The following is a 15,759-nucleotide window of genomic DNA, read 5'->3' as shown; positions in this document are numbered from 1 at the left end:
TTGTATGCGAGTCTATCTGTGGCCTGATCAGGAACCGGGTTTGTCCGGCGTCCGTGTCGGGGTGAGCGCGATGGTGCGGCGTGTATCGGAGAGGCCAACGAAGAGAATGGCGAGCACCGGAAACAGCAGCAGCGTGGAGAGGTAAACGAGGATGAGGCCCGGCAGGCGCCAGTCCTTGTCCTTCAGGCGAAAATGTAGGCCGGCAAAACCTGCCATCAGGAAACCGGCGCCGAATGTGCCGCAGATGGTGGCGCCGACCATGGCGGGCACGCCGCCGATGAACGTGAGCGCAATGCCGGCGAGGAAAACGAAGATCGCGTTGCGGTTCATGCGCAGTGCTGACGGCATGTCTTCGCGGGGACGCAACGCCCGGCCGCTCCGCGAGACGATGCGCACGGCAAAGTAAAAAGCGGCAAACAGCATCAGCACCCAGATGCCACCCTGGATCAGCGGCAGCATCAGCACGATCATTGACTTGGTCTGCGCAAGGGCGGCTGCATCCGGAACCATTGCGGAATTCTGCTGGTTGAAGTTTTCCACCATGGCATCGACCATGCGGTTGGTCAGTTCCGGGCCGTAGCCGATGACGGCGCCCAGAATGATCACCGCAACGGTGACCAGGCCGCAGAGATGCAGGAGAATATCGGAGATCGGATACCAGGCGACGAGATCGTCGGGGCCGCCGAGTTCAGAGGCCGGACGGGCAAGATTTGCAAGATGCGACAGCCAGCCAGCCGGGATCAGCGTGAAGATCGCCATCGCCAATGCAAACAGCGGCGAGATCAGCAAAGCGCCGATGACGGCGGCCGTCAGGATCGCGATGATGGCAGTGCGGTTGCCCCAGCCAAGGCCGGCGACCAGAACGGGAAGGGCGGAGGAAGCGTAGAGGACGGAGGCAAAGGACGGCTGCGCATTGGCGCCCAGCACAAGCAGGGCGGCGGCAATGCCGGCAAGGATGCCGGTGGTCAGCACTGTCTGGTTCAATCCGGTCACGTCTCGCTGTCCTGCTGTCGAGCAGTTAGGGGAGAGGCTTTTCAGCCCGTTATCCCCAACATGGGTTTTAGAAGGAGTTCCGATCCGCGCCCAACGCGAAAGGGAGATGGGGAAGGCACGAATGCCTTCCCCGAAGCTGTTTTTAGGAAATGACGTAGGGCAGCAGGCCGAGGAAACGGGCGCGCTTGATGGCCTGGGCCAGTTCGCGCTGCTTCTTCTGGGAAACGGCCGTGATGCGCGACGGTACGATCTTGCCACGCTCGGAAATGTAGCGCTGCAGGAGACGGACGTCCTTGTAGTCGATCTTCGGAGCGTTTGCGCCGGAGAAGGGGCACGTCTTGCGACGGCGATGGAACGGGCGGCGTGCCTGAGCAGAGGATGTATCAGCCATTGTGTTTTCTCCTTGTGCTCAATTACGCGCGGTCTTCGCGCGGACGACGCTCGAAGCCACCTTCACGGGGACCACGATCTTCGCGCGGGCCACGGTCAGGACGGGGGCCGCGATCGCGGTCGCCGAACGAACGTTCCGGACGGTCGCCATCACGACGCGGACGGTCGTCACGGTCGCGCTTCTGCATCATGGCAGACGGGCCTTCTTCGTGCTTCTCGACGGCAATCGTCATGTAGCGAAGGATGTCTTCGTTGATGCGCATCTGGCGTTCCATCTCATGCACGGCAGCTGCCGGTGCATCGATGTCCATCAGGGCGTAATGAGCCTTGCGGTTCTTCTTGATGCGGTAGGTCAGGGACTTGAGGCCCCAGTTTTCTACGCGCCCGACTTTGCCGCCGTTTGCTTCCAGAACACCCTTGTACTGTTCGACCAGGGCGTCGATCTGCTGTGCGGACATATCCTGCCGGGCAAGGAATACATGTTCGTAAAGAGCCATGGTAGCTTTGCCTTTCTTGCTGTTGTCGTGTGCCCGGAATTCGGCGGCTAAGCCTCAACGACTGGTCTTGGATGGGGTTGCCCCCGGCAAGAAAAGCGTGTGATCGAGACGGTCGAGAGCGGAGACACGGGAGACCGGAACCCTTTTGGTTCCTGCGGTACGCCTTATCGGCGCGCCTGCCCTCCGTACAGCCACCAGCCAGAAGACCGGGCGGTTCGAACAGGCCGGCTTATACGCGCATTTTCGCCAAAGGCAAGGGGAGGGCTGGAATTTCAGGGGAGAGATCAGCCGATCTTCAGAACGGTGCGGCCGTTTTCAATGGCAAAGCGGCTCGTCAGTGATGTGCCGTCCAGCGTGACGGAAATAGCATCCTCACTGCCGTTGATACGCGCCGTCAGCGTGTTGCCGGAGACGGTAATGCTCAAATCCTGTTCGCTCAGGCCATCGAAGCGGATGGAGAGCGGACCGTTGCTGGCAAGTGTATCCTTGCCCCCGCCGCGCCCGAAGGCATAGTCCATCACGGCATCGGAGCCGGTCTGGCGAAGCGTCACGGTGTCGTTGCCGGCGCCGCCGGTTGCAAAGATGCGATTGCCTTCAAGGTTCAACGTATCATCGCCGTCACCGCCATCAAGGCCGATGATGGTGTCGGCGGAGACTGCGATCGTGTCCTTGCCCGCGCCGCCGAGGACGTCGAGTGCCAGCTGCGCCTTGATCTTGATGGTGTCGTCGCCCGCGCCGCCATCGACGGAGCCGATGAAGCCGCCGGCCGCCTGCAGAGTGTCGTTGCCATCGCCCAGCGCGATGCCGGATATGCTGGCGCTTTTGAGTGTCAGGCTGTCATTACCGGCCGCTGTATCAAGATCATAGAGCGCGCGCCCGGTCATCGTCAGCGTATCGTCCGCCTCCGTGCCACGGGCAGACGTGATGTAGCCGAGCTGTTCCTCGACATCAGGGGCGGCGGTCGCATCCGGGGAGCCGAAGGTGAGGATCTCGACGATGCGGGCAAGCGCTTTTTGGCCGGCCGTCTGTTCGGGGGCTGCCGTTCCCCCTGACGTGGCAAAGGGCGCGCGTAACGATGTACCAGCGGCGGAAACGGGTTTTGCCGTCGAAAACAGCGTATCGACGGTATAGGCGGCGTTTGCGCCGGAAAAGAAGCTGCTGATCGCGCTCATCTCGTTCGCCTTGATCGCGCGCCGGTCAAAAGGCCAAGCGCATTCTGCCGCCATGGTATCGGCAAAGCCTTAAGCAGACACTTAAACAGGATGTTCGAACCCGATGCGATCTGCGATTGCCGATGGCGTTACCAGCGTATGAACATCAACCCGCAGGCGCGATTCTGGCACAGGTGAGAAGTCCGGCCGACGGGTCGTGGCGTAGAGGGTGATTATCTGCCGTCCGTACCGGATCCCCTGCCATGGTCTACGTTTCAATCACCGGATTTCGCGCTTTGTCCATCTGGACGGTGCCACGTTTCTGGTGGCATGCCCTTGGTTCGATGCGCCAGGCCCAGACTGCGCCGGGCAATCTGTCGGTGGATGCGCGCCGGATCGATGGTGTCCAGCATACGCTTTCCGTCTGGAAAGACCGCGCTGCGATGAGCGCCTATCGCGGGTCCGCGGCCCATCTGGAGGCGATGCGGGTCTTTCCGAAGATCGGCACCGGCCATTCCTTCGGCTTTTTGACGGATGAGGTGCCAGTCTGGAGCGCCGTGCCCGGGCTGTGGCGTGCGGAAGGCGAGCACCGGGCCACCGAAGCGGCCCGGCGAGCGCACGTCTGAAGGTCAGATCGGCATTGGATACTGGCGGTGAATGGCGGCAATTGCCGTCATCACCTCGTCGGAGAGCGTGATATCCGCCGAGCCGATGTTCAGCTTCAACTGCTCCATCGACGTGGCGCCGATGATGGCCGCCGCCATGAACGGCCGCGTCAGGCAGAAGGCGAGCGCCATCTGCGACGGGTCGAGGCCGTGGGCCTTGGCAAGCTCCACATAGGCCCGCGTCGGCGCATCCTGTTCCGGCACCAGCCGACCGCCGATATTGCCGTTGATCGAGCCGCGCGAGCCCGCAGGCTTTTGCCCATCGAGATATTTGCCCGAGAGAATGCCACCGGCGAGCGGCGAATAGGCCAAAAGCCCGACATCCTCGTGATGCGACATTTCCGCCATGTCGAGATCGAAGTGGCGGTAGAGCAGGCTGTATTCGTTCTGCACGGTGGCAACCCGCGGCAGGCCTTTCTGTTCAGCCAGCGTCAGGAATTTCTGCGTGCCCCAGGTGGTTTCGTTGGAAAGCCCGATGGCGCGGATTTTTCCGGCCTTCACGCAATCGCCGAGCGCTTCCAGCTTTTCGGTGATCTCGTCCAGTGTCTGCGTCTTGTCCTGGTTGAAGGGGTTATAGCCCCAGGCGCCGCGGAAATGGAAATGGCCGCGGTTCGGCCAGTGGACCTGGTAGAGATCGATATAATCCGTCTTCAGGCGCGAAAGGCTCGCATCCACCGCCTCGTGAATGGCCTTTGCGGTGATCGGCGCGCCGCCGCGAATATAGGGGCGGCCGGCACCGGCGACCTTGGTGGCCAGCACCACCTTGTCGCGTTTGCCGGTCTTTTCGAACCAGTTGCCGATCAGCCGTTCCGTATCGGCATAGGTTTCCGGAGAGAGAGGCGTGGTGGGGTAAAGTTCAGCCGTATCGAAAAAGTTGACGTCGTGATCGAGCGCGTAATCCATCTGCTCGAAGGCTTCGACTTCAGTATTCTGCGAACCCCAGGTCATCGTCCCGAGGCAGATTTCGGACACGGAGATGTCCGTGCGGCCGAGTGTCTTGAATTTCATGAGAGCGGTCCCGTCCTGGCAGGCTGTGGTGAAAAGCGAGGCGAATGTAGGCCGGTTTTGCTGCAACGCAAGACAAACAAGCACGGAATACCGCTATTGCGCGGCAAAGCATGAGCCGGCCGGTTCATGCAACCAATCCTGCCCGGGAACATTCTGTCTTTTTTAGCCAAAAGCGTGGCCTTTTGAAGAGGATGGGAGGACTGGATGACGGATGTGACGAAACCGGGCGGGATGGGCGAACAGGTGAGGGACGCCGGCGAGCCGCCGAAACGGGGGCAGTGGAAGCTCATCGGTCCCGGCATCGTGGCAGCCGCCACCGGTGTCGGGGCCGGCGATCTTGTGGCCACCCTGATTGCCGGATCGCGGTTTGGTTATGCGCTGCTCTGGGCCGCCGTCATCGGTTGTATCGTCAAGATTGCGCTGGCTGAAGGGTCGGCGCGGTATCATCTCGCCACCGGTTCGACCATGCTCGACGGCTGGCGCTCGCTCGGCCGCTGGACCAGCTGGTATTTCGGCATCTACATCCTCGTCTGGGGTTTCGTCTATGGCGCAACGGCAATGAGCGCCACGGCGCTGCCGCTGGTTGCTTTGTTTCCCATCCTGCCGCTTTGGGCCTGGGCGATGATTTCCGGTCTGGCCTGCGCCAGTTTCGTGGCGCTCAATCGCTACGAAATGTTCGAAAACGTCATGAAGGTGCTGATCGGCATCATGTTCGTCATCGTCGTCGGTGTGGCCATCATGGTGGGTCCCAATATCGGCGACGCGCTGACCGGTCTCATCCCGGCCATCCCGGAAGGCTCGGCTATTTATACGCTCGGCCTCATCGGCGGCGTTGGCGGCACCATCACCATGGCCTCCTATGGCTATTGGGTGAACGCCAAGGGGTGGCGCACGCCGGCCTGGATGGGCGTCATGCGGCTTGATAACCGCGTCGCCTATGTCGTCACCGGCATTTTTGTCATCGCCATGCTGATCATCGGCGCCGAAATGCTCTATTCCGCGCAAATTGCCCTTTCTTCAGGTGACCGCGGCCTGCTTGATCTCGACCGGGTGCTGGAGGAGAGGTTTGGCCCCTTCGTGTCGAAACTGTTTCTCGTCGGCTTCTTCGCCACGTCCGTCTCGTCCATTCTTGGCGTGTGGAACGGCGTATCCCTGCTGTTTGCCGATTTCGTGCGTAACCATATCCAGGGCGAAACCGGCACGCGGGCCGGTCTTGAGAAGACGCCGGCCTTCCGCTTCTACCTGTTCTGGCTGACCATCCCGCCGATGGTGCTGCTTTATTTTGGCCGCCCGTTCCTGCTCGTAATCATCTATGGTGCGCTCGGCGCCTTCTTCATGCCGTTTCTGGCGCTGACCCTGATCTGGCTGTTGAATTCGTCGCGTGTTCCGGCAGAGTGGCGCAGCGGCTGGCTGTCGAACGGACTGCTCGGCATTGCCGCTCTTCTGTTCATTGTCCTGTGCATCAACGAGGTGATCGGGCTCATCGCATAGGGCGGAAATGGTGCCCGGCCTTGACTTGGCCGCATAGAATGTGAATGGAAAGGCAAAAAAGGGAAGGAAATTACATCCCATGAGCATTGCATTCACATTTCCCGGCCAGGGAAGCCAGGCCGTCGGCATGGGCAAGGATCTGGCGGACGCCTTTCCGGAAGCCCGTGCCGTCTTCGACGAAGTCGATGAGGCGCTGGGCCAGAAGCTCACCGACATCATGTGGAACGGCCCGGAAGAGGCCCTGACACTGACGGCGAATGCGCAGCCGGCGTTGATGGCGGTCTCGATGGCCGTCATGCGCGTGCTGGAAGCAGGCGGATTGTCGCTTGCCGACAAGGTTTCTTATGTCGCCGGCCATTCGCTCGGCGAATATTCGGCGCTGTGTGCTGCCGGCACCTTCTCGCTTTCCGATACGGCCCGTCTGCTGCGCACCCGTGGCGATGCCATGCAGTCGGCGGTTCCCGTCGGTGAAGGCGCGATGGCTGCCATCATCGGGCTTGAACACGCCGATGTCGAAGCGGTCTGCCTTGCCGCCCGCGATAGCGGCATCTGCCAGATCGCCAATGACAATGGCGGCGGCCAGCTGGTCATTTCAGGCTCCAAGGCGGCTGTCGAAAAGGCAGCAGCGCTTGCAACCGAAAAGGGCGCCAAGCGCGCCATCATGCTGCCGGTCTCGGCCCCCTTCCATTCCGACCTGATGGCGCCGGCCGCTCACGCCATGAGCCACGCGCTCGACAAGGTGGCAAAACACAATCCGGTCGTGCCGCTGATCGCCAATGTGCGCGCCGCGCCCGTTCGTGATGCCAATGAGATCGCCCAGCTGCTCGTCAGCCAGGTCACCGGCCAGGTGCGCTGGCGCGAAACCGTCGAGTGGTTCGGTGCAAACGACGTCACCACGCTTTACGAGATCGGCACCGGCAAGGTCCTGACGGGCCTGGCGCGCCGCATCGACAAGTCGGTCACCGGCATTGCCGTCAACACGCCCGCCGATATCGACACCGTTTTGAAGACACTCCTCGGCTGATTGCAAAGGGATACACCATGTTTGATCTGACCGGCCGCAAGGCCCTGGTAACGGGCGCCACCGGCGGCATCGGCGAGGAAATCGCCCGCATGCTTCATAAGCAGGGCGCAACCGTCGGCCTGCACGGCACCCGCGCCGAAAAGCTTCAGGCGCTGGCCACGGAGCTTGGCGAGCGCGTTTTTGTGTTTCCGGCGAACCTGTCCGACCGCGCCGAGGTAAAGGCGCTTGGTGAAAAGGCCGAAGCCGACATGGGCGGCGTCGATATTCTCGTCAACAATGCCGGCATCACCAAGGACGGCCTTTTCGTGCGCATGAGCGACGAGGACTGGGATGCGGTTCTGGAAGTGAACCTCACCGCCACCTTCCGCCTGACGCGCGAACTGACCCATCCGATGATGCGTCGCCGCTTTGGCCGCATCATCAACATCACCTCGATCGTTGGCGTCACCGGCAATCCGGGCCAGGCCAATTATTGTGCCTCCAAGGCCGGCATGATCGGTTTTTCGAAGTCGCTGGCCCAGGAAATCGCGTCCCGCAACGTCACGGTCAACTGCGTCGCGCCGGGTTTCATCGAAAGCGCGATGACCGGCAAGCTCAATGACAAGCAGAAGGACGGCATTCTTGGTGCCATCCCGATGAAGCGGATGGGGGCGGGTGCCGATATCGCCGCCGCCGTTCTTTACCTCGCCTCCAATGAAGGCGGATATGTTACGGGCCAGACGCTGCACGTCAACGGCGGCATGGCAATGATCTGAATGGGTTGGGTCCGCCACGCCCTCCAGCAGCATTGCCTGTTGGTGGCGGGGTGGCGGGACAATTTCTGGCTTTGCGGCACGATAAAACCGTGTTAAGCGGGCCATTGACTGTGAACAGTCACCCCGAATATTGATGGACTTGGTGCAATTTGCGCATCTAAAGTTTACAGTCTTGTTTCGGGTGAGCGAGTTTGCCCTTAAGCCGGCCTCTTTAAAAAAAGGCGGTCAAGGGTTTCAACAGGGTGCGGATGCCGGTGAGGCAATCCGGAAAGATAAAGGTCGAGGAAACCGACATGAGCGATATCGCAGAGCGCGTTAAGAAAATTGTCATTGATCATCTCGGCGTCGATGCCGACAAAGTTGTCGAAGGCGCGAGCTTCATCGACGATCTGGGCGCCGACTCGCTCGACACCGTCGAACTCGTCATGGCCTTCGAAGAAGAATTCGGCGTTGAAATTCCTGACGACGCTGCTGACTCGATCCTGACGGTCGGCGACGCCGTCAAGTTCATCGAGAAGGCCCAGGCCTGATTTCGATCGATATCTGACGAACACGCCCTTCGGGTGATTGTTCATGAGCGGCCCGGCATGCTCGGGCCGCTTCGATATTGTGATATAACATAATACATGCGGGGTGGGACGCTGGCATGAGGCGTGTCGTTATCACCGGTACCGGAATGGTATCTCCTCTTGGCTGCGGCACGGAAATCAGCTGGTCCAGGCTGATCGCTGGCCATAATGCTGCGCGCCGCGTTACCGAATTCGAAACCGAAGATCTTCCTGCCAAAATCGCCTGCCGCATCCCCACGGATCCCGCAACGGAAGGCGCTTTTATTGCCGATGACTGGGTCGAGCCGAAAGAGCAGCGCAAGGTCGATCCGTTCATCGTTTATGGCATTGCCGCTGCCGACATGGCGTTGGCCGATGCCGGCTGGCATCCGCAAAGCTATGAAGACCAGTGCGCCACCGGCGTGCTGATCGGCTCCGGCATCGGCGGCATCGAAGGCATCGTGGACGCCGGCTATACGCTGCGCGACAAGGGCCCGCGCCGCATCTCGCCTTTCTTCATTCCCGGACGCCTGATCAATCTCGTTTCCGGCCATGTTTCCATCAAGCACAAGCTGCGCGGTCCGAACCATTCGGTCGTCACCGCCTGCTCGACGGGCGCGCACGCCATCGGTGACGCAAGCCGCCTCATTGCGTTCGGCGATGCCGATGTGATGGTGGCCGGCGGTGCGGAAAGCCCGATCAGCCGCATTTCGCTCGCCGGCTTTGCCGCCTGCAAGGCGCTGTCCACCCAGCACAATGACGATCCGACCAAGGCCTCGCGCCCCTATGACCGCGACCGCGACGGGTTCGTTATGGGCGAGGGGGCAGGCATTGTGGTTCTGGAAGAGCTTGAGCACGCCAAGGCGCGTGGCGCCAAGATCTATGCGGAAGTCGTCGGCTACGGCCTGACGGGTGACGCCTACCACATTACCGCTCCATCAGAGGATGGTGATGGTGCCTTCCGCTGCATGAGCGCTGCCGTCAAGCGCGCCGGTCTCACGCCGGCTGATCTTGACTATATCAATGCCCACGGCACCTCCACCATGGCCGATACGATCGAGCTTGGCGCTGTCGAGCGTCTTGTCGGCGATGCCGCCTCCAAGGTCTCCATGTCTTCCACGAAGTCGGCCGTCGGCCATCTTCTGGGAGCCGCGGGCGCTATCGAGGCAATTTTCTCCGTGCTTGCCATTCGTGACAATATCGCGCCGCCGACGCTCAATCTTGACAACCCGGATGTCGAAACGAAAATTGACCTCGTTCCGCATGTGGCGCGCAAGCGCGAGATCAACGTGGCACTTTCCAATTCCTTCGGTTTCGGCGGCACCAACGCCTCCCTCGTGCTGCGCCGCTACGAAGGCTAAAACGACAGACGGGTCTGCCGGGCTTCTGTGCCGGGCTGTCGTCTTCTGAACCGTGTTTTTGCCGTATTGCTTGAGCAAAAGCGCAAGCAATACGCAAGTCTCAGAAGGAGTGCCGGTGACCGACACGAACAACAGCAGCGACATGGCTTCGGGCCGCGGCACCGGTTCATCCGGCGGCGGCCCTTTCATTCCGAAATCGCCCAACGAGGCGCTGAAGCCGGAACGCGTGCCTGAACCGCCGCGTCGTTCGAAAAAAGCCCGCAGCCAGATCGTCATCTTCCTCAACTTCCTGATGACGATGGTGGTGCTGGCCTGTGTCGTCGGTGTCGCCGGCTTCTATTATGTCATCACCACCTATCAGCGGCCCGGGCCGCTTGAAACCAACAGCCATGTCATCATCCGCCAGGGGGCCGGTCTGGTCGAGATTGCCCAGACGCTGGAGCGCAACGGCATCGTCTCGGATGCCCGCATCTTCCGTTACGTCACCGATACCTATCTCGGCGATACCAAGACGCTGAAGGCCGGCGAATACGAGATCAAGGCGGGCGCTTCGATGAAGGAAGTGGCGGCATTGCTCGAATCGGGCAAATCCATCCTCTATTCGGTCTCGATGCCGGAAGGTTTGACCGTGCAGCAGATGTTTGCGCGTCTCTCCGACGATCCGGTGCTGGAAGGCGACCTGCCGCAGGAAAAGCCGGTGGAAGGCAGCCTGCGGCCCGATACCTACAAGTTCTCGCGCGGTACCAAGCGGACCGAAATCCTGTCGCAGATGCGCGCCGCCCAGGAGCGGCTGATCGACCAGATCTGGGAAAAGCGTGATCCGGACCTGCCGATCAAGACGAAGCAGGAATTTATCATCCTCGCCTCCATCGTCGAGAAGGAAACCGGCAAGGATGACGAGCGCGCCCATGTCGCATCCGTCTTCATCAACCGTCTGAACAAGGGCATGCGCCTGCAGTCGGACCCGACGATCATCTATGGCATATTCGGCGGCGCCGGAAAGCCATCCGACCGTCCGATCACCCGCGCCGACCTCGACAAGCAGACACCGTACAACACCTACCAGATCAAGGGCCTGCCGCCGACGCCGATCGCCAATCCGGGCCGCGCAGCACTGGAGGCGGTTGCCAATCCGTGGCGCACGAAGGATCTCTATTTCGTCGCCGACGGCACCGGCGGCCACGCCTTTGCGGCAACGCTGGACGAGCACAACGCCAATGTGCGCCGCTGGCGCCAGATCGAGGCGCAGCGTCCCGCAGGAGGTGCGGCTGATTCCGAAGTGACCGATGGCCAGCCGGGCGGCGCCGAGGCGGAAAAGCCGGCCAACAACAATTAAGATCGCGGCTGCCGTCCGGCAGCCGTCAGCGTTTGAGGAATGTGGCATGAACGTTCAGTCCATGACCGGCTTTGCCCGGCATGAGGGCGTCGTCGGGCGCTATCGCTTTGCCTGGGAACTGCGCTCGGTCAATGGCAAGGGGCTGGACATGCGCCTGCGCCTGCCGCCCGGTCTCGAGCTTCTCGAAAACGACATCCGCAAGCAGGTTGCGGCCCGCCTCAACCGCGGCAACATCCAGGCAAGCCTGTCTTTGTCGGTTGCCGAGGCGCGCGTGGAGGCGGTCGTCAACCGCGATGCGCTGGATGCGGTGCTGGCGCTGCGGCAGCAACTGGGTGACCTCGTGGACCCGGCGCCGCTGAAGCTCGACAGCCTTCTCTCCATCCGTGGCCTGGTGGAGATCAAGGAAGCAGAAGACGGGCCTGAGGCAGCCGAGGCGCGCAATGCAGCCGTGATGGCGGGGCTTGAAACAGCGCTCGACGATCTCGTTGCCATGCGTCTTGGCGAGGGGGCAGCGCTAGCCGCCATCCTCGACCAGCAGGTGCGCACCATCGAACAGCTGACGCAGGTGATCGAACAGGATCCCTCGCGCACGCCGGAAGAGACAGCGCGGCGGCTTTCCGCGCAGCTTGCGCTCCTCATCGACGGTGCAGGCGGGCTGGACCGCGACCGGCTTTATGCAGAGGCTGCACTTCTTGCCACCAAGGCGGATCTGCGCGAGGAACTGGACCGGCTGAAGGCCCATGTGGCTGCCGCCGACGAGCTTTTGGCCAAGGGCGGGCCCATCGGCCGGCGGCTGGATTTCCTCGCCCAGGAATTTAACCGTGAATCCAACACGATCTGTTCCAAATCCAACTCGGCTCAGGTCACGGCTGCTGGTATAGAGCTGAAAGTGGTCATCGATCAGTTCCGAGAACAGATCCAGAATTTGGAGTAGCGCATGAGCCCGGCGCCGTCATCGCCCGTCAAAATCGCCCGTCGGGGCCTGATGCTGGTCCTGTCCTCGCCCTCAGGCGCGGGCAAATCCACCATTGCCGGCAACCTGCTGCGTGACGATCATAGCCTCGAAATCTCCGTCAGCGTCACCACACGCGCCAAGCGCTCGAGCGAGATCGGCGGCAAACATTACCACTTCATCACCATCCCGCAGTTCGAGCGGATGCGTGACAATGGCGAACTGCTGGAATGGGCGGAAGTCCACGGCAATTTCTACGGCACCCCACGCGAGCCGGTGGAAGCGGCGATGGCGGACGGCCGCGACATGCTGTTTGATATCGACTGGCAGGGCGCATTGCAGCTGCAGGACAAGATGAAGGCGGACATCGTCTCGATCTTCGTTCTGCCGCCATCGATGACGGAACTGCAGTCGCGCCTGCATCGGCGCGCCGAAGACACCGAAGAGGTCATCCGCACCCGCCTTCTCAATTCCCGTTCGGAAATCGCCCACTGGCGCGAATACGACTATGTCATCGTCAACGACAATCTGGATGAAGCCTTTGGCCATGTCAGCTGCATCGTGAACGCCGAACGCATCCGCCGTGACCGTCGGTACGGCCTGTTCGATTTTGTCGAGAACCTGCTGCAGGAAGAGCCGGAGCTTTCCGCCCGCGCCTGAAGCATCATTCGCCAACAGACAAAAGGGCACCGGCATCTTTGGATGCGGTGCCCTTTTCGTATGGTTTCGGTGCCGTCAGATGAGATTGGCAAGCGTCACGAATTCCTCGACCGACAGTGTCTCGGCGCGTCTTGCCGGATCGATGCCGGCGCGGTTGAGCAGTGCTTCGCCGCCAACCGGTTTCAGGCTCTGGCGCAGCATCTTGCGGCGCTGGCCAAAGGCTGCAAGCGTCACCCGCTCCAGCTTTGCCACATCGCAGGGCATCGGCGTTTCGCGCGGCGTCAGATGCACCACGGTGGAGGTTACCTTCGGCGGCGGGGTGAAGGCCTGCGGCGGAACGTCAAAGGCCATGCGCGCCTCCGTGCGCCAGCCGCAGAGCACGCCAAGCCGGCCAAAATGGTCATCATTGCCCTTGGCGACGATCCGCTGGCCGACTTCCTTCTGGAACATCAGCGTCAGCGATTGCCAGAAGGGCGGCCAGACCGGCGGCAGCAGCCAGTTGATCAAAAGCTGCGTGCCGACATTATAGGGCAGGTTGGCAATGATCTTCACCGGGCCGTCAGGAACAAGCGACTGGAAATCCGTTTTCAGCGCATCGCCCTCGATTACCTCAAGGCGACCGGGGTAATGATCACCGATCTCGGCAAGCGCCGGCAGGCAGCGGGAATCGCGCTCGATGGCGATCAGCTTCTTTGCGCCGAGCGACAGGATAGCGCGCGTGAGACCGCCGGGGCCGGGGCCGACCTCGATCACCGTCGTCTCCTCTAGCGGTCCTGCGGTGCGGGCAATCTTCTGGGTAAGGTTGAGGTCGAGCAGAAAGTTCTGCCCGAGCGCCTTTTTCGCATCAAGGCCAAAGCGATCGATGACATCGCGCAGTGGCGGAAGACCGTCGAGTGTCGCCATGGTCAGGATGCGTCCCTGGCCGTATCGGCAAGGCTTGCGGCAAGCTTCAATGCGGCAACGAGGCTCGTTTCGCGCGCAACACCCTGACCGGCGAGCCCGAAGGCCGTGCCATGGTCCGGGGAGGTGCGGATGAAGGGCAGGCCAAGCGTCACATTGACCGAATCGTCAAAGCCGAGCGCCTTCGCCGGGATCAGCGCCTGATCGTGATACATGCAGATCGCCACGTCGTAACGGGCGCGCGCCTCGTCATGGAACATGGTGTCGGCGGGCAGGGGACCAAAGGCATTGATGCCGTGCTGGCGCAGTGTGCTGATGGCGGGCTCGATCAGATCGCGGTCCTCAAGGCCGATCGCGCCGTCCTCGCCCGCATGCGGGTTGAGGCCGGCAACGGCGAGACGCGGATGCGCCATGCCAAAGCGCGTGCGCAGGTCATGGTCGGCAATGCGGCAGGTCTCGATGATCAGGTCCTGCGTCAGCGCCGTCGCCACATCCTTCAGCGGAATGTGGATGGTGACGGGGATCGTGCGCAGCTTGGGGCCAGCCAGCATCATGACAGGTGTGAAGGGCGTTCCGGTTGCTTTCGCCGCGAGATCGGCGAGAAATTCCGTATGGCCGGGAAAACCGAAACCGGCCTCGTAGAGCACGGATTTTGCAATCGGGTTGGTCACGACAGCAGAGGCCTTGCCGGCAAGGCAAAGCGCGACGGCCGTTTCGATGGCGGTAATCGTGCTGCGGGCAGAGGCCACATGCGGACGCCCGGCCTCGATTTCCGCGCCGATGGCAACCGGCAGAACAGGGAAGGCATCGGCAAAGATCGCGGATGCCGTATCCGTATCCGCCTCGCGAAACGCCACGTCGAGGCCGATCAGACGCGCGCGCGCGGCAATGACCGCGGGATCACCGATGTAGAGGAAGGGCCGCAGGCCAAGCTGCCGGCGTTTTGCCCAGGCGACAAGGGCGATATCCGGGCCAATGCCGGCCGGATCCCCCTGGCTCAGCGCCAGCGGGCGATCATCGCCATGAAGACCGGTCGAGGAGACGTCCCGAAGGCCGCTCAAGGATAGACGATCTGCGCCTTGCTGCGCAGGTCCTCGAGATACTTGGCGTCGTTGGGGTTCTCGCCGTTCTTGTCCTGCTTGCCGATATCTTCGGCGCGGAAGACGACTTCGGCGGCCGTATCGTCAGATACCTGGCGCTTGGTGCAGATCGCCAGGAATTCGATGCCGCGCTCGGTCTCGCGGGTTGCCGTCGTGCCATTGGCAGACGCCTTCTCGATCAGCGGTTTCCATTCAGGGGGAAGTTCCGGCTCCATCACGCGGCCGAGGCTGCGCACGGACACATCGCGCATGGTCTTGGCAAAATCCTTTGCCTGGTCGCAGCCCGGATAACGCGAGCGCGAGGATTCGGCTTCCGCCTTGCGCTTGCCAAGGATTGCCCCGCGTTTGGCCGGCGGTACGACAAAAATGATCTGCTGGAGGAAATATTCGGTGGTAACCGGCTTTTCCTTGTTCTGCATCATGCGCTTCACCAGCTCTTCCGACGACATCTTGCCGCCAGAGCCATAACGCGCGTTGACGAGGCGTGGCCAGCTCATCTGGATGGCGATGAAGGCCTTGAAGTGATCGACGCCGACGCCGGCCTTGTCGAGGATCTGTGCCATCTGGTCAGGCGACAACTTGTTGCTTGCTGCAAAGCGGCCAAAAGCCTTGTCCACCTCGTCGGTGCTGACCGACATGCGCACGCGGGCGATTTCCTCCCGCTTCAGGGCTTCCTCGACCAGTTCGTCGCGGGCCATCTTCTCCAGGTTGCCTGTCTTGCGCTGCAATTTGAGGAAGGCGACGCGCTTGGTGACGTCGGTGCTGGTGATCGGCGTCTTGTTGACCACCGCCACCACCTGGCTTGCGGCAAAGGCCTGCTGCGGTGCCGGTGTCACGACGAAGGAGACAGCGAGTGCGGTCGCGGCAAGGGCCGCCCGGCGCAAGGCTATGCTGGCAAACATCATTCGTTCCTCCTGCGGTGGGGCGT

General features: G+C 61.8%; 17 protein-coding genes. 9 read left to right on the top strand and 8 right to left on the bottom strand.

Translation table 11 applies throughout. The annotated features are described in order from the left end of the window. Nucleotides 1-27 precede the first annotated feature (27 nt). The 4 genes from AC4CWF_RS12285 to AC4CWF_RS12270 all read right to left on the bottom strand — a co-directional run bounded on the left by AC4CWF_RS12285 (nt 28) and on the right by AC4CWF_RS12270 (nt 3,052). On the bottom strand, nt 28-993 hold the full coding sequence (locus tag AC4CWF_RS12285) for a DUF2232 domain-containing protein (RefSeq protein WP_491281940.1): 966 nt from the start codon (nt 991-993) through the stop codon (nt 28-30). A gap of 142 nt (nt 994-1,135) precedes the next feature. After that, nucleotides 1,136-1,384: a 30S ribosomal protein S18 gene (gene rpsR, locus AC4CWF_RS12280; protein WP_491281939.1), complete on the bottom strand. Its 249-nt coding sequence runs from the start codon at nt 1,382-1,384 to the stop codon at nt 1,136-1,138. A 22-nt stretch (nt 1,385-1,406) separates the two neighbouring features. Continuing rightward, nucleotides 1,407-1,880, bottom strand: coding sequence for a 30S ribosomal protein S6 (gene rpsF, locus AC4CWF_RS12275; protein ID WP_491281938.1), 474 nt, complete (start codon nt 1,878-1,880; stop codon nt 1,407-1,409). A gap of 284 nt (nt 1,881-2,164) precedes the next feature. Continuing rightward, the gene (locus tag AC4CWF_RS12270; protein WP_491281937.1) at nt 2,165-3,052 is read right to left on the bottom strand and encodes an RTX toxin; all 888 of its coding nucleotides are present in this window, start codon (nt 3,050-3,052) and stop codon (nt 2,165-2,167) included. Nucleotides 3,053-3,294: 242 nt separating this feature from the next. On the opposite strand from AC4CWF_RS12270, the gene AC4CWF_RS12265 reads away from it, so the two are divergent. After that, on the top strand, nt 3,295-3,657 hold the full coding sequence (locus AC4CWF_RS12265; protein WP_491281936.1) for a hypothetical protein: 363 nt from the start codon (nt 3,295-3,297) through the stop codon (nt 3,655-3,657). 3 nt (nt 3,658-3,660) lie between these two features. Here AC4CWF_RS12265 and AC4CWF_RS12260 read toward each other — a convergent pair whose 3' ends face one another. Continuing rightward, complete coding sequence (locus tag AC4CWF_RS12260) at nt 3,661-4,704, bottom strand: aldo/keto reductase (RefSeq protein WP_491281935.1); 1,044 nt, start codon at nt 4,702-4,704, stop codon at nt 3,661-3,663. 204 nt (nt 4,705-4,908) lie between these two features. On the opposite strand from AC4CWF_RS12260, the gene AC4CWF_RS12255 reads away from it, so the two are divergent. The 8 genes from AC4CWF_RS12255 to gmk all read left to right on the top strand — a co-directional run bounded on the left by AC4CWF_RS12255 (nt 4,909) and on the right by gmk (nt 12,831). Further along, nucleotides 4,909-6,195: an Nramp family divalent metal transporter gene (locus tag AC4CWF_RS12255; protein ID WP_491281934.1), complete on the top strand. Its 1,287-nt coding sequence runs from the start codon at nt 4,909-4,911 to the stop codon at nt 6,193-6,195. A gap of 79 nt (nt 6,196-6,274) precedes the next feature. Then, the gene (fabD, locus tag AC4CWF_RS12250) at nt 6,275-7,219 is read left to right on the top strand and encodes an ACP S-malonyltransferase (RefSeq protein ID WP_491281933.1); all 945 of its coding nucleotides are present in this window, start codon (nt 6,275-6,277) and stop codon (nt 7,217-7,219) included. Between the two features lie 17 nt (nt 7,220-7,236). Next, the gene (fabG, locus tag AC4CWF_RS12245; protein ID WP_491281932.1) at nt 7,237-7,974 is read left to right on the top strand and encodes a 3-oxoacyl-[acyl-carrier-protein] reductase; all 738 of its coding nucleotides are present in this window, start codon (nt 7,237-7,239) and stop codon (nt 7,972-7,974) included. 293 nt (nt 7,975-8,267) lie between these two features. Continuing rightward, nucleotides 8,268-8,504 (top strand): acyl carrier protein, encoded by a 237-nt coding sequence (locus tag AC4CWF_RS12240; protein ID WP_003502080.1) that lies wholly within the window; start codon nt 8,268-8,270, stop codon nt 8,502-8,504. 116 nt (nt 8,505-8,620) lie between these two features. After that, nucleotides 8,621-9,883, top strand: coding sequence for a beta-ketoacyl-ACP synthase II (gene fabF, locus AC4CWF_RS12235; RefSeq protein ID WP_491281931.1), 1,263 nt, complete (start codon nt 8,621-8,623; stop codon nt 9,881-9,883). A gap of 115 nt (nt 9,884-9,998) precedes the next feature. Then, nucleotides 9,999-11,219 (top strand): endolytic transglycosylase MltG, encoded by a 1,221-nt coding sequence (mltG, locus tag AC4CWF_RS12230; RefSeq protein WP_491281930.1) that lies wholly within the window; start codon nt 9,999-10,001, stop codon nt 11,217-11,219. 46 nt (nt 11,220-11,265) lie between these two features. After that, nucleotides 11,266-12,153, top strand: coding sequence for a YicC/YloC family endoribonuclease (locus AC4CWF_RS12225; protein ID WP_491281929.1), 888 nt, complete (start codon nt 11,266-11,268; stop codon nt 12,151-12,153). Between the two features lie 3 nt (nt 12,154-12,156). Next, nucleotides 12,157-12,831 (top strand): guanylate kinase, encoded by a 675-nt coding sequence (gmk, locus tag AC4CWF_RS12220; protein WP_491281928.1) that lies wholly within the window; start codon nt 12,157-12,159, stop codon nt 12,829-12,831. A 75-nt stretch (nt 12,832-12,906) separates the two neighbouring features. Here gmk and rsmA read toward each other — a convergent pair whose 3' ends face one another. From rsmA to AC4CWF_RS12205, 3 genes are read right to left on the bottom strand one after another with little or no spacing between them, the layout of a single operon-like run. Then, nucleotides 12,907-13,734, bottom strand: a complete 828-nt coding sequence (gene rsmA, locus AC4CWF_RS12215) for a 16S rRNA (adenine(1518)-N(6)/adenine(1519)-N(6))-dimethyltransferase RsmA (RefSeq protein ID WP_491281927.1) — start codon at nt 13,732-13,734, stop codon at nt 12,907-12,909. A 2-nt stretch (nt 13,735-13,736) separates the two neighbouring features. Then, a complete protein-coding gene (pdxA, locus tag AC4CWF_RS12210) occupies nt 13,737-14,792 on the bottom strand; it encodes a 4-hydroxythreonine-4-phosphate dehydrogenase PdxA (protein ID WP_491281926.1) in 1,056 nt (351 codons plus the stop codon). Beyond that, complete coding sequence (locus tag AC4CWF_RS12205; protein WP_491281925.1) at nt 14,789-15,736, bottom strand: SurA N-terminal domain-containing protein; 948 nt, start codon at nt 15,734-15,736, stop codon at nt 14,789-14,791. The genes pdxA and AC4CWF_RS12205 overlap by 4 nt, the downstream gene beginning before the upstream one ends. Nucleotides 15,737-15,759: the final 23 nt, after the last annotated feature.

The sequence above is a fragment of the Neorhizobium sp. PAMB6630 genome (assembly GCF_058242775.1).
This window is presented reverse-complemented; position numbering and strand designations above follow the sequence as displayed.